The sequence below is a fragment of the Steroidobacteraceae bacterium genome (assembly GCA_041395505.1).
Taxonomy (GTDB): Bacteria; Pseudomonadota; Gammaproteobacteria; order Steroidobacterales; family Steroidobacteraceae; genus JAWLAG01.
On sequence record JAWLAG010000002.1, the window covers coordinates 716,796 to 730,886 of the forward strand.

The following is a 14,091-nucleotide window of genomic DNA, read 5'->3' on the forward strand; positions in this document are numbered from 1 at the left end:
GTACGCGCTGCCGGCGAGTTCAGAAGTTCCAGCTGGCCTCGAGCGCGACCAGGTAGGCGTACTGGCCACGTCGCGTGCCGAAAGCGTCGCCTGCGCGGAATGCGCCCGCGATCAGCTCGAGATCGAGGCTGCGGCCCTCGCGAAACCCCAGCACGATATCGAGTTCCTCGCCGACATCGCTCGAGTCGCCCGTCAGGTCGGCATCGATGCGCGCACCGCGCATTTCGGTAGCGGCAACCTGCTGGCGGTAGCGGTGGAATGCGATTTCGACTGAACTGTTGGTCAGTAGCGGTAGGCCTACGGACGCGGTCTCGACCTGAAGATTGGCGAGATCGGGGCGCAGAACCTCACCGTAGCTGCGGAAGCGATTCACTCCGTAATACCGGGACTTGTTGTTGTGCAGACCGGATTGGCGAAATCCGCCACCATCCGGCCGGCCGCTGCCGCGCGCGAGGCCGAGCGATACTGATGGCGACATCGGCAAGGTGCTGCGCCAGGACAACCCGAGGTCCCAGGCCGAACCACTGATCTGCCGTGTACGGATGGCGTCGATGCGCGACAGCTCGCCGGCGTCGACGTAGCTCACCACGCGCTCATCGCCGCTGACATTTGCAACGTCGGCCCAGTATTCGAAGTCACCGAGTCGCCTGAGGGTGAACCCGCCACTGGCACGCGCGCCGGCCCACCTGAGGTCAGCATCGCTCTCATCCTCGCGGTCGGGCGCGATCAACTCCCCAATGGTGCCGGTTGCGGAACGGTCCTGTGCGCGCAGGTAGAAGCCCTCGAGTTTGTGCGCCGGGGCCCACTGCCAGCTCACCGTGCCGATGAGGCGATCGACGCCTTGCTGCTCGGGGTCGATGTCGCTCTCGTCCGTGCTCGCGCGCACGAGCTCGCGGGCCAGGCCGAGCTCCGCGTGCAACGCGCCGCGATCGTAATAAACGCGAACGGCATCCAGATCATCATCCCACCAGAATTCGCGCGGCTCCTTGAAATTCTGGCGTCCGATCTGCAGGCCGATGCCGGTGCCCGCGATTCGGTCGATGAATAGCCAGGTCTGGTCTCGTGATGCAGCGAGCTGTGGTTCGCGGCGGCCACCATCGCGCAGCAGTTCGCCCCGATACTCGGCCTGGGCACCGGCGAAGAACGTCATTCGTTCGCTCAGGCGATAAACGAATTCGAGCTTGAATTCCGTGGCCGTGTCGATGATGCGCTCATCGTCATCGAGCGCGTAGTTGTTGCGGTCCCTGGCATTGAAACCAAACTCTCCGGAGATACCAAGCGGTCGTCCGAGGAAGCGCCGCGTGCGCACTTCCTCAGGCCGACGCGAGTCCTGGCGGCGGATCAGCGAGCTGACGCCATTGAATCCGGCCTGGCGCATGTCGATCAGGACATCGAGGATCTGCAGCGTTCGTGTACCGTCGCCGCGCTCGCGGGATTGCGCAACCGTGCCCGTAATCTGATAGGTGCTGGGCCCGAGGTCATCATTCGGCCTGACCGAGAGCGCCTCGAACTGATCGTAATTGAGTACACCGCTCACCCGCAGCGATCTACCGCTCGCCAGCTGCGCCGGCGACATGCGTTCGAATTCGGTTCTCTCGTTCCAGTGCACGAGCAGCGGGCCCATCGCGAACGTCTGGTCGCTGCGGTCCAGCTTGCGCATGCGGCCACGGATCTGGCCGCGCTCGGGATCGTCATAGTCCGTGCGCAGTTGCACGCGGTCGCTGATCAGCATGTCGCCGTTCCAGCGCCCGGTCACACGGAAACTGCGCCCCTCGTACGGGTCGGCCTGGGCGGCTGCCGCAGCCAGGATGAGAAGGCCGCTAAGCAGCCGCGTGAGTTGCGTCATTGGTTTCACCGGTGTCATGGCGGTGCGAATCGAAGAGGCTGCGCATGTTGCACAACCGGACCATCGGGTGACGCGAGAGCAAGCGCAGCAGATGGGCAAGCAGCTCGCGGTCGGCATGCGCCATACGCGCGTGGTGCAGCATGATGCCGACTTGGTCGAACTCGCTGACCAGGCGCGTGAGGCGCGCCTGCAGGCTCGTGGCGCAGAATCCGAATGGCGCTCGCGATTTCTCCCAATCGAGCTGGACATCGAGCCGGGCGAGCCCGGTCGTGTCGAGCGCAATCGCCGTGCAGTCGCGCGACAAACCCTGCAACTCGAGGCGCCTGAGCGCGTCGACAGTCTGCTGGGTGCAACGGTTCCAGGGCGGGGTGAAGATCGGGTCGAGCAGCTCGCCAAGCTCGCCGCAGAGGATCCGCTGTCCGAGGGCAATGTCCCCGAGCTGCTGCCCGGCATTGCGCGACGGTCCGAACTCCTGCTTGCGCCCGGTCGATTCGTGATTCAAATGCGCAAGGCCGTGTTGGTGCAGTCCGAGCATGGCGCCGAATTGCTGGCGTCGCTCGCGCAACCCTTTGATCGTGACAGCATCGGCTTCGGTCGGAATTATGGCCACATCGACCGGCGCATCCGCAGCGGCGAAGACATCGAGCAGCGCCCACAGGGCCGCATCGTCCCAGCCGCCGTCGTCGTCACGGAAGAAGATCCGGACGGGAGTTGCGCGAAGCGCCAATGCATCAGCGAGTTCGCCGGAAATTTCATGCACCATGGGCCACCTTCCAAATGCGGGCTTCATCCTCGGTGCGCGAGTCAGCCGCAGCGACCCGCTCGCCTGCCGCACAATGCCTGGCGAGTTCTGCATTGACGATCTCGCGGGTCTGCTGCGCGCCATCGACCATCAGCTGCATCCGCTGCGGGCGGAAGCCAAGGGCAACCTGCATCTGCTCTGCAAGCCGTGCCGCCGTAAGCTGTTCCGGCGGCAGCATCCTGACCAGACCGAAATTGGCAAGTCGCAGCGCGCGATTGCTCTGTTCGTTCTCGCCTTTCGCCGCATAGGGGACGACCAATGCGGGCGTACCCGACATCAGGATATCGAGTGTCGAGTTGTAGCCGCACTGGCTCACCGAGAGCGCGCATCGGGCCATCTCCAGGGACAGGTCCGGAACCGAGCGCAGGAGTTCGATCCGCTCCTGCTGCGACGCCCGCTGCTGCAGCCGTTGCCAGTCCGATTCGGGCAGGAAGGGCCCCGCCACGATGCGCAGGCTCCTCACGAGCCGCGGCGGCAGATACGGCAACGCGGCAATGGCCGCCTCGAACAGGGGCATGCCGACAATGCCGCCGCCCGCCGAAACCAGTACCTGCGATCCGCGCGGTTGCGTTGCCGGGGGAACAGCACGCTCGGTCACGAAACCGGTGTAGTGCAGTGGCACACCGAGAGGCAAATCCGGCCGGAACGACTCCTCGAGTTCCGCGAAGCGAGGGTCGGAGTGCACCAGCACGGCGTCGAAGTAGCGACGGCATAGCCAGGCGGCCCGGTTGTCGTGATGACGTTGATCGCGCCGCTCGCTGACCAGTATGTCGCGCACGCTGCTCAGAACGAGCGGGCGTGAGGCGCCATTGGCGCGCGCGCGCTTCAGAAGCGGCAGGATCTCGCCTGCGAATTTCTTGCGCCCAAAAGGGAACAGCTCCACGAGCAGGACGGCGGGCCGCAACCGTGCAAAGCAGGCAAGGATGAAGTCGCGACGATGCCGAAGTAGCGTGGCGGCATCCTCGACGGAGTTGCGGGCCACCAGCGTATGCGCATCGCCCATGCCGAGTGCCGGCAGGTTGATGAGTTCGATGCCGACGGGCGGCTCGATTCCCGGAGGCAGCGGGCCGCCATTGAGGAATACCACACGATAGTCAGCGCCGAGCGCGCGCGCCATCGCGAACGAGCGCATCAGGTGGCCGATACCAAGTGAGTGCTGGCAGTAAAAGAGAAGTACGGGTTTCATGACGCCACCTGTGCCGCGAACAGCCGGCGCTCGGGCAATGTCTCCTCTCCGGGCCTGAGGTCGCGAATGGCGCCATCCTGCACCTCGATCACCCGGTCGAAGCTGTGACCCGCCGCGAACTGATGGCCAATGACGATGGTCGTGCGCCCTCGACGCCGCGTGGTGATTGCCTGTTCGATGGCAGCAGCCGATTCCGTATCGATCGCCGATGTCGGTTCATCGAGTATCAGGATCGCGGGATCACGCAGCACCGTGCGTGCAAGCGAGATGCGTTGACGCTGACCGCCCGACAGCACGCAACCACGCTCGCCGACGACGCTGTCGAAGCCTTCGGGCAGGTCAGCGAGGAATCGATCGACGCCTGCGAGCCTTGCGGCGGCTTCGATTTCCGTGTCGCTGGCATCGAGCTTGCCGTAGGCGATGTTCTCGCGCACGGTCGCGCCGAGGAACAGCGCATCCTGCAATACGACACCGATATGTTCGCGCAGCGAATCGCGCGTATAGCCCGCGAGCGGCTCGCCGTCGATCCGTATTTCGCCGCCCTGCGGTTCGTAGAGCCGCAGTATCAATTTTAGCAAGGTCGACTTGCCGGCGCCCGAGGGCCCGATGACGGCAACATGCTCGCCTGCCGCAATCGTCAGGCTTGCCTCATCAAGGACTGTACGCCCGTTGTCGTAGGCGAATGTCACCCGATCGAGCTCGATTCGGCCGCCGAGGCGCGCGGCCGGTCGGGCGGTTGCGGTATCGGCAATATCGGGCTGCGTTGCGAGCAGCGCTCCCAGGCGGTCGGCGCTGACACGCGCACGAGCGAACTTCGCCCACAGCTTGCCGATCTGGCGCACCGGCTTGAACAGGGCGGTGACGTAGGCGGCGAAGATGAGCACGTCACCAGGCGAGAGCGCACCGCGCAGGGCCAGCAGGCCGCCGAAAAATACCGTTCCCGCGAGCGTCAGCGCGGCAATCAGGTTGACGGTCTTGGCGACCACCGCCGAGACACGTGCGCTGGTCACGCCGGCGGCACGGCTCTGTTCGCTTTCGGCATCGAATCGAGCTTGCTCGAATTCCTCGCGGCCGAAGGCCTGGATGAGTGCCATGGATCCGAGCGACTCGGCGAGCCGCGACGTAAGCCGACCGTCCTGGTGGCGCTGGGCGCGCGCCGACATGCGGATCGGATGGCCGAGTCGTACCACGGCATAGAAGAGTATCGGCAGCGCCAGAAGCGAAATCGATGCAAGACGCCAGTTCATTCCGAGCATGACGATCAGCGCGCCGAGTATCAGCATCAGCTGACCCGCTGCGGTCATAAGCCAGTCGGCCAGCACGTCGCGGATGAGCGTCGTATCCGAAGCGACGCGCGTCAGCAATTCACCCGAGCGAGCTCGGCTGTGGAAGGCGAGTGTCAGTCTCTGCAGGTGCGCGAAAACTTCGCAGCGCACCGCGTGCACGATGTCGTGGCCGATCCGCGAGCTGATGTAGGTCTGTAGATATGAGAATACGCCGGCGACGAACGCGATGATGGCGATGGACGCGGCGAGCAGTGCGAGAGCGGTCGTGGCACCGAGATCGAGGAGCGGCTGCAGGGCGTAAAGCTGCGGCGGCAGCGGCCGCGCGAGCAACAGATGATCGACGATGAGCTTCAGCGGCCAGGGCGCCGCGAGCTCCATCGCCAGCACGCCGACCAGGCTCACGAGCGACAGCAACACGCCCGCGCGATGGCGTCCAAGTTCGGCGCGAATCACCCGCCAGAGCGGATTCGGCCGGATCACCGCCAGACCTCGCGGCCCGAACCGGCGGCGCGGGAGAGTATCGCGCGACAGCGAGCTGCCGCCTGCCGCCCGAAACGCCAGTAGTCCCGATATGCGCGATCAATGAGGCTCAACCGGCAGTACCAGTCGAGCAAGCGTTGATCCGGTGCTTCGACTGCATGGCGGGTGTAGCGCGCGAGGAGCGTGCTGATCGCCGCGGCGGGTGGCACGCAGCCCAGGTCTGCAAACAGGGTATCCACGATCAGCATGGCGAGATCGCGCTCGATTTCACCGGCAGTCATCTCATCGAGATCGAGCACCTTGGCATGACCGGCATCGAGCACGAACTGGCCGGCGTGGACATCGCCGTGCAACAGTCGTGATTGCCGCTGAGGTATCGCCGCGTTCTCTTGGCCGAGCGTGACACCCACTCGCCCGCAAAGCTCATCGTCGATGAGTTGCGCGGTCAGCATCTTGCGCAGCTTGCGCTGCGCTTCGACCACCAGCACCGCGCGGTCGCACGGCGACACGACGGAATCATTGGCCTCGCGACCATGCAGATCGGCGAGCGCCGCGGCGATGGCCGGCATGGCATCGTTGTAGCGTCGCGCACGCAGTGCATCGCGGGCATTGATGCCCTTCGCGGCGCTAAACCACAGGGCGTCGTCGGCGGGGCAAATGGCGAGCAGGACCGGGAACCGCGATGCGCCATGCTGCGCACCGAGCTCTTGCCAGCGCTGCGCGATGGCGGCCGCAGCGGACGGACGGAAGAGCTTGAGATAGACCGTCGCTGCCCCATTCCCGATGCGCAGGGTGCAGCGCTCGCCCGGTCGATAGCTCGCAACCGTGATCGACAAACGCGCGAGCTGGCCAAGTTCAGCGGCAACCGCGTCCGGCAATCGACGCCGCAAAGCCTCGCCATCGTAGCAGGCAGCCAGTTGCGGCAACCCATGGTCAGCGGGGAAGACCTGCGCTGCGAAGCAGACGTCATCGTTCGCCAGCAACTGCTGCGCCCCCTCGGCATGCCGCAGCGCGCGCCCGTCGGGTCGACGGCGATGCACGGTGCCATGGACCAGACGCGGCGTCAGCTCGCCGTTCGCGTCGCTCAATGTCATTTCGTAGCAGACCCGCAGATAGGCGTCGGTCTGCCGCTGGGGCTTCGTGTAACTGCGCCGCCAGGCATGCAGGATGCGCAAGCCTTCGAGGCGCGCCGGCCGACCCAGCAGATCCCCGATCCGCGGACCGATGAACCCTGCAGCATCCCGTTCGCGCAGGAAAGGTTCGAGCGCGGGCATCAGCCGGCCTCCCTCAAAGACGTCGGACACAGGGGTGCCGCGAATCCGCGCTGTCGTGTTGCGAAATCGAGAAGTGCGGTGGCCGTATCGAGCAGCGCGTCGAGCGCCACCAGTCGCCCCGGCTTGAGCGAGGTGAGCGAACGATAGGCCCGCTCGCGCACGAGCGCTGCCGCGGTATGCCATGCGTAGGCCGAAAGCGGCACGCCGTCTCGAAGTATGTCGCGATGCACGCGCGCGAGTTCGAAGAGCAGCCGCCATGCCACAGGGCGCCGCGCAACGCAGTCGCGGTAGGCAATCTCCGCGAGCAGGCCGCCCGATTCCGCGAGCGCGTTGCCACGAGAGACCCGATCGAGGTCGATCAGCGTGACCGAATTCTCGCCAACCAGGATGTTCTTGCTGTGCAGGTCGCCATGCAGCGTGGCCGCGCGCGCCGGCGCCGGTGGCATGCTCGCCAGCAATCGCTGCACCAGGGCATCGATGCGCTCTGCGGCCGACGGCAGCGCGCGACGCGCCGCCGCTTGCACCTGCTCGAACTCGGCGCACAGCAGGGCATCATCGACCTGTCGCGGACTCGGGCAGTCCTGGCCGTGCAGGTAGGCCGCTGCGCAGACGACCCTGCGCCACAGCGCCCGGTCATGGGGCGCAGCGCGAAGCGCCGCATCGAGCGTCGGCGCATCCACGCCCTCCTGCCAGAGCAGGCGCAGCGAGGCGTCATAGAGGACCGGACGCGCGAATCCGACCTGCGACGGCCGCTGCTCGCGGCCGGCCTCGAGCCGCTGCATGGTGGCAAAGGTGCGCGCGCCCGTGTCGTCATGGCACATGTGCCCGTACACCGTCCAGACGCGCTGGCGAGGCAGGCTGCGATGCCGCAGATAGCAGCGCACGCGCACGGTGCAGCCATGCTCCGGGAAATAGCTCACGATGTTGCTGCGTTGTTTGTGCAGTTGCCAGACGTCGCCCCAGCGTGCCTGGACGACCTGCGGCATGAGGACGTTGCGCATCAGTCCCTGGTCGGTCAACGCCGGCAGGCTCGTCACCTTGCGATCATGCGGGAAGAGCCAGCACAGGGCATCGATCCCGGCCAGCAGGCTGACTGCAGGCAAGAAGGGTGCAGCCTCGGATCGCTGCGCCCTGGCGTGGCGTGCGTAGCGCTCGCGCGCCTCCTCGGCCGTATACATGCACAGCGTCAGGCGTTGCATGCGGCGGCGCCCGCCGGCCTGTACGCGCAGGCAATACCCCACGACACAGTTGCGCCCGGGCCGGAACTTGACGCGTTCGATCTCGCAGGCAAGGACGCGAAGCGCCGCACCGGGCGCGAGTTGCAGGAAGTGCGCATCGAGCCTCGCGGCCAAGCCGGCGTGATCGAACAGCGCCGCGAGCTGCGGCAGCATCGGATCCTGCGGCAACGTCGGGACGACAGATGCCATTGTCACAGGGCCTCCACGCGAACGTCCGCAGCAGTGCGCGCGAGATGAACCGCGATTCTTTTCCCGTCGCGGCGCGAACGATCGATGATCTCGAAGGCAAAGCCGTCGTTCGCCTCGACAACATCGGCCGAGGGCAGTCGCAACTCGACGCCGGCCGAACCCGGGCTCGGGTCGATGACCGTGAGGAACCGCGCTTCGCGTCCGGATGCGCCGACCCGGATCACCGGCGCGGCTTCCTTGTGGCCATAACGCGTCGAGACGAACCCCGGCTCCAGGGCGACGTCCTGCGCCGGCATCGCCGGAAAAGCGAAACTCGCCAGGGCGCTGCGCACGATCCGCGTGTGGCCTCGCGCACAGAGCGTCGTGCAGCCCTGCCCCGCGCCCGACAGGTGCAGCCACAAATCGTAGCGGTGCGAGGTCGGGGCGCGCAGATGGTCCAGGATCACCCAGTAACGATCGAACACCAAGGCGATCTGCCGCTCGTGGACCGCATCGTACTCGGCGCTCATCGCCGTACCGCCGACGAACAACAGATCCGGGCCGACCGCGCTGCCATTGAGGCGCGCCACCGGCGCAGGCCCCTGGATGCGGTGCCGCAGGACGCCCTGGCCATGGCGCGATGGCCCGTTGACCGCGCGCGGTTCGTAGCGCGTCTGGTTGCGGCCATCGACCGTCACGGTATTGTGGTAGGCCGTGCCGCGAAATCGCACGCGCCAATTGACGTCGCCGCCTTCATGGTAGGTATAGCGGCCCGGGTCCACGACGATCGGTGCACCGTTGGCCGCGAGCTCGAAGGACAGGCAGTCGAGATGGCCGTGGTTGCCCTCGCCGAGCGGACCACAGTCGAACACCAGGTAGTGTTCATCCGCAAAAGCACGGGCACCCCTGCCCCACCCCGAACGCAGCGTCACGTAGCCGCTGGCATCGAAGTGACGCAGCAGCTGCGCCGGCGGCTGCCCGGTGCGGCCACCGGTAGCCACGTAACGCATGTCCTCGCGGTCGAAAAGCTCGGCGCCCTGGCCCAGCAGCTCGAGGAAGCTGCGCGAATCACCGTCACTCAATGACGGCGCGATGCCATCCGGGCGGTGCACGTGCAGCGAGAACTCGAGTGCCTTCTCGAGCCGCTCATCGAATCCGGCCGGCACCTCGATGCCATTCATCGCGGCCAGGCGGCGAACGCTCAGGTAGTTCTTGAGCACCAGGTGGTGGTAATCGGTCGACAGCTCGCAATGCACGCCATCGTCGAGGATGTCAGCGGTGATATTGGCCGCGATTTCCGTGAGCGCGAATTCCCGCCACTGCGTCGCGCGCTCGAACTCGGGGAATGCAACCGCGGCGAGGAAGATCGCATGCAGTTCGAGCGTGCGATGATTGCGCTTGGCGGTGAGATTGGCGGCGAGGAAGGCCACCTGCTCTTCCAGGGACGCCAGGAACCGGTGGAGGAACCCTGATGGCAACACTGCGGCAGGCTGCTGCAGGACGAAGTGGTGGAAAGCGTAGACCCAGTGCTGGACGCGCCGCCCGGTGACATCGGCGGCGATGAACCCCGGCGGCACCTGGCTGATCCAGCTCTCGGTCAGCGTCGTCCAGGTCGCGAGGTAGCGGGCGTCGCCCGTCTCGCGCCACGCGAGCGACAACCCCGTCGCGTAATAGAACTTGTGCAGAAGGATGTGCCACTCGACGTCCTGGCTTGGATTGATTTGCCAGTCGAATCCCTCGGTCAGCGCGTGGCACTCGCCATTGAAGCAGAACTTGCCCGCGACAATGCGATCCGCCTGCTCGCGAGAGGACTCGTCGGGATCGGGCAGGGAGAAGAGCTGAACGCCCAGGCGTGTCGCGAAATGCGCGAGCAACTCGGAGTCGCTCAGGTTCGCGAACCGCGCATGGAGACGCGGCGCCCCTGCCCGGCCCACGGCCGGCATCGCCCGCAGGTCTTGCAGCGCAGCATTCATGAACGCACCTCGGCTGCGGTGACTTCGGCCGCCGGTGACGTCCCGTTCAATTGGGCGCGGAAAAGACGCAGCAGCTCGCGATTGGTGACGGCGGCATCGAATTTCTCGAGTATCGTCCGGCGCGCCGCAGTGCCGATGCGCTGGCGCAACGCGGGACTTCGCAGCAGGCGTTCGAGGGTGGCGGCAAGCGCTGACGCATCGCGCTCGGGCACGATGAGCCCGTTCTCGTCGTGCCGGACGATTTCCGTGATGCCCGAAACGGCCGTCGTCACGACCGGCACGCTCATCGCCATGGCTTCCGCCATGACATTGGGAATGCCGTCGCGATCGCCGTCCGCGGCCACCACGCAGGGCAGCACGAAGATGCTGGCGGCCGCGTAGATCTCGCGCAGCACCTCATGCGTGACCATGCCCCGCAGCTCGACCACGGACCCGAGATCGAGAAGCCTGATCTCCTCACGAATCCGCTCGAGTTCATCGCCCGGTTCGCCGAGCAAGGTGCAGCGAAATTCCAGCTCCGCATCGCGAAGGAGCGCACAGGCCCGAACGAGATAGAGGAGACCCTTCTTTTCGACGAAGCGCCCCACCGCGAGCAGCCGCGGCGGCTGCTCGGGCGCAGGCGATCGCGCCGCTTCGCGACTGAAGAATGTCGTGTCGAGCCCGTGATAGACCGTGCGCACGCGTTCGCCGTGGCGCAGGTTCCCGTGCAGGTGATGGCAATTGGCCGTCGTACAGGTGGTGACGAATTGCGCGGCGCCGAGCTTGCGCTCGAGCAGATTGCCCGGGTTCTGTTCGACCTGGTAGATGTCCTTGGCATGCGCCGTGAAGCTGAACGGCAACCCCAGCAGACGTGCGACATGCCAGGTGATGGTCGTGGCGCCGTGGCAGAAATGGCCATGCAGATGGCGAACCTGGGGCCGATCGAGCAACTCGGCGGCAATGTAGCCGGCCTGCAGGAATTCGCGGATGAACACCTTGCGTGGCCAGCCCAGCATGCGGTGGCGGTACCTTACGCACATGATCGCCGCACGCGCGAGCGTCGCGAGGTAAGCGAACGGGCGCGCGCGCAGCAGCCGCGCATGCGCGGCGCGGTAGGCCGGGAAATTCGTCCGCAGCCACGGCAGGAAGGACGCACTCGAGAGCCGGGTCACGGGCGGCAGTACCGTGAGCGGCGCACGGATGCGCCCGACGGACTCGTGCACCCGCGCGTCCTCGCCCTTCTTGACCGCGAACAGGCGCAGCTTGAGGCCGAAGGACTCGAGCATCACGATCTCGTTGCTGATGAAACTCTCGGACAGGCGCGGGAAACCCATCAGCACATAGGCGACTTCGCCGTCGCGCTCACGCATAGCGGCGCTCCACGGCAGGATCGGCACGATTCACGTCGGGTGCGGCCGGTAGCAGCGCGAGCAGCTCATCGGTGCTGCGTTGCGGCGCAAAGCGCTGCAGGATCGTGGTGCGTGCGGCGGCTGCGAGAGCCGCGGCACGGTGACGCTCACGCAGCAGCGCTGCGATCTCATCGGCAAGTGCCACGGCGTCCCCGGGTGGCACGAGGCTGCCATTGTGGCCGTGGGTCATGACCTCCGGGATGCCTGAAACTTCGCTCGCGACGACCGGCAGCCGCATGGCCATGGCTTCGAGCAGCACGTTCGGAATGCCGTCGCGGTCGCCATCGGACGCGATTTCGCAGGGCATGGCGAAGACGCGGGCGCGGGCGTAGAGCGGCAGCAGTTCGCGGTGCGTCAGCTTGCCGTGCAAGGTCACGTGTTCGACGAGACCCAGCCGCTCGATCAGCGCGGCGAGATCGCCGCGCAGCTCGCCATAGCCCACGATGTCGCATTGGAATGCAAGGCCGCGAGCGCGCAACTCGGCGCAGGCGCGAACCAGTGTGGCGAAGCCCTTCTTCGGCTTCAGGCGTCCCACCGCGAGCAGGTGGGGCACGGTGACCGACTCATGCCGGCAGTCTCGATCGGCGCAGTGGAAGCGGGTCGTGTCGATGGCATGGTAGATGCGGTGCACGGAAGCATCCGGCGCAGCCGCTTTAAGCTCACGATGGTTGTAGCCCGTGCAGGTCGTGGTGAAGCGGGCGGCCCGCATCTTCCGGGCCAGCGCCCGGGGTGCGCTGCGGTAGATGTCCTTGGCATGTGCCGACAGGCTGAAGCCGATGCCTGCGAGCATCGCCGCCAGCGCTGCGATGTCCCCCGGGCGGTCGATGAAGTGTGCATGCAGGTGGCCGATACCCAGCGACCGCAGGCGCCGCGCGAGTTTGAGCGCGACATTGAAATCGGCGAGGCGTCCGGCATGCGGACGCGCCAGCGCGAAACCGATCGCCCGCACATAGCCGCTCATGTTGTGCAGCAGCGCGCCCATATGCAGCGCGATCCGCTGGCGCCAGCCCGGCGCATCGAGGTAGTGCACGGCCGCGCGCAGGAATTTCATCGCCGGCTGCTCGACCGTATCGGTCGGACGTTGGAGCGCGAAGACCGTCAGCGCGACACCGCTGCGCTCGAGGCCGAGCAGCTCCTCGAGGATGAAGGTCTCCGAGAGCTTCGGGAACGTCCGCGTGAGTACGGCGAGCGGCCGACGACCCTCACGGTTCATCGCAGCACCTGTGCGGGGCGCAGGTAGGAGCCGCTGGTGCTCTCGCCCTCTTCGAGCAGGCTACTGGTCGCTTCATAGAGGCGCGTGAGACCCTTGAGATCGATGGCCGGCACGGGCGCATCCACTCCCGCATCGATTCGGTCGAGCTCGGCGGTGACCGCATCCATCAGCACGGAGGGCTGGAGCTGGTCCGGGTGGATGGCATGCATCAGCCCCATGGCGGCCATGCGTTCGGCGCGGATCCACTGCTCCTGCACGGGACGCGCGCGGGGCACCACGACCGCCGGCTTCCGGAGCGTCAGCAGTTCACACACCGTGTTGTAGCCGCCCATGCAGACGACGACGTCGGCGGCATCCATGCAGGTCATCATGTCGTCGGAGAACTCCCGCACAATGAGGCCGTTCTCTTCGCCGCCGTTGATGATCATCCGCCGGTTGGTCGCGCTCATCTCGGGTCCGCAGACGAGCAGGGTCTTCACCTTGCGGTCGCGCAGCGACTGCGCCTGGCGCCAGCCGTCGACATAGCAGGAGAGGATGCGATCGCCATCGTCGCCGCCACCAACCGTGGCGAGCACGAGCTTCTCGTCGGGCTGAAGTCCAAGCTCCGCGCGCACGCGTTCGCGGAAGCCACTGCCTCGCTCGCGACCGACATAGCCGCAATAGGTCAGCTTGGCACGCGTCTCTTCGGGAAAGTCGTACTCGCGCGCGAAGTCAAATACGCAGGGACTGCCGAGCACCAGCACCTGGTCGTAGTGGTCACGGATCGCCTCATGGTAGCGATTGCGCGCCCACACCTGGCGGGTGGACTCAGGCGCGTCGAGGATATCGCGCAACACCAACGCCACTTTCGTGCGATGAGCGCGCCGGCTCGCGAGCTCGAGCATCGGTGCGAGTTCATCGCTGATGCCGAGCGGCTTCTTGTCGACGAGCACCAGATCGGGGTCGAAGTCGACGAAGGTATTGAGGATGAGGTTGCGCCGCATGCGCACGATTTCCTCGTAATCCATCTCGAGGAATTTCACCGCGTAGCCGCCACTGCGCGTGCGCGTCAGGCAGGGGAGCTTCACGTAGTCGATGCGCGCCGGGATGCGAAAAGCATGCAGCATGGGCGAGCCCGAAAGGATGAGGATGGACACGCGCGGGTCGCGATCCACCAGATGCCGGGAGATTTCCAGCATGCGGCGGATGTTGCCGAGGCCGTAGGTGTCGTGGGAGTAAACCAGTATGCGTTTCATGG

10 protein-coding genes are annotated in these 14,091 nt (G+C 66.1%); all 10 read right to left on the reverse strand.

Annotated features, from left to right (window positions below; genetic code table 11):
• Nucleotides 1-19: 19 nt before the first annotated feature.
• The 10 genes from R3E77_15925 to R3E77_15970 are packed head-to-tail and all read right to left on the reverse strand — an operon-like array spanning nucleotide 20 to nucleotide 14,089.
• The gene (locus R3E77_15925; GenBank protein MEZ5500903.1) at nucleotides 20-1,846 is read right to left on the reverse strand and encodes an alginate export family protein; all 1,827 of its coding nucleotides are present in this window, start codon (nucleotides 1,844-1,846) and stop codon (nucleotides 20-22) included.
• Entirely contained in the window at nucleotides 1,821-2,609 is a 789-nt protein-coding gene (locus R3E77_15930) for a hypothetical protein (GenBank protein MEZ5500904.1), read from the reverse strand. Before R3E77_15930 ends, R3E77_15925 begins: the two co-directional genes overlap by 26 nt.
• A complete protein-coding gene (locus tag R3E77_15935) occupies nucleotides 2,599-3,834 on the reverse strand; it encodes a glycosyltransferase (GenBank protein MEZ5500905.1) in 1,236 nt (411 codons plus the stop codon). Before R3E77_15935 ends, R3E77_15930 begins: the two co-directional genes overlap by 11 nt.
• The gene (locus tag R3E77_15940; GenBank protein MEZ5500906.1) at nucleotides 3,831-5,600 is read right to left on the reverse strand and encodes an ABC transporter ATP-binding protein; all 1,770 of its coding nucleotides are present in this window, start codon (nucleotides 5,598-5,600) and stop codon (nucleotides 3,831-3,833) included. Before R3E77_15940 ends, R3E77_15935 begins: the two co-directional genes overlap by 4 nt.
• Entirely contained in the window at nucleotides 5,597-6,874 is a 1,278-nt protein-coding gene (locus R3E77_15945; GenBank protein ID MEZ5500907.1) for a phosphotransferase, read from the reverse strand. The genes R3E77_15940 and R3E77_15945 overlap by 4 nt, the downstream gene beginning before the upstream one ends.
• Nucleotides 6,874-8,301 (reverse strand): phosphotransferase, encoded by a 1,428-nt coding sequence (locus R3E77_15950; GenBank protein ID MEZ5500908.1) that lies wholly within the window; start codon nucleotides 8,299-8,301, stop codon nucleotides 6,874-6,876. Before R3E77_15950 ends, R3E77_15945 begins: the two co-directional genes overlap by 1 nt.
• Before the next feature lie 2 nt (nucleotides 8,302-8,303).
• Entirely contained in the window at nucleotides 8,304-10,253 is a 1,950-nt protein-coding gene (locus tag R3E77_15955; protein MEZ5500909.1) for an alginate lyase family protein, read from the reverse strand.
• Nucleotides 10,250-11,602, reverse strand: a complete 1,353-nt coding sequence (locus R3E77_15960) for a glycosyltransferase (protein MEZ5500910.1) — start codon at nucleotides 11,600-11,602, stop codon at nucleotides 10,250-10,252. Before R3E77_15960 ends, R3E77_15955 begins: the two co-directional genes overlap by 4 nt.
• The gene (locus R3E77_15965; GenBank protein MEZ5500911.1) at nucleotides 11,595-12,854 is read right to left on the reverse strand and encodes a glycosyltransferase; all 1,260 of its coding nucleotides are present in this window, start codon (nucleotides 12,852-12,854) and stop codon (nucleotides 11,595-11,597) included. The genes R3E77_15960 and R3E77_15965 overlap by 8 nt, the downstream gene beginning before the upstream one ends.
• A complete protein-coding gene (locus R3E77_15970; GenBank protein ID MEZ5500912.1) occupies nucleotides 12,851-14,089 on the reverse strand; it encodes a glycosyltransferase in 1,239 nt (412 codons plus the stop codon). The genes R3E77_15965 and R3E77_15970 overlap by 4 nt, the downstream gene beginning before the upstream one ends.
• Between the last annotated feature and the right edge of the window lie 2 nt (nucleotides 14,090-14,091).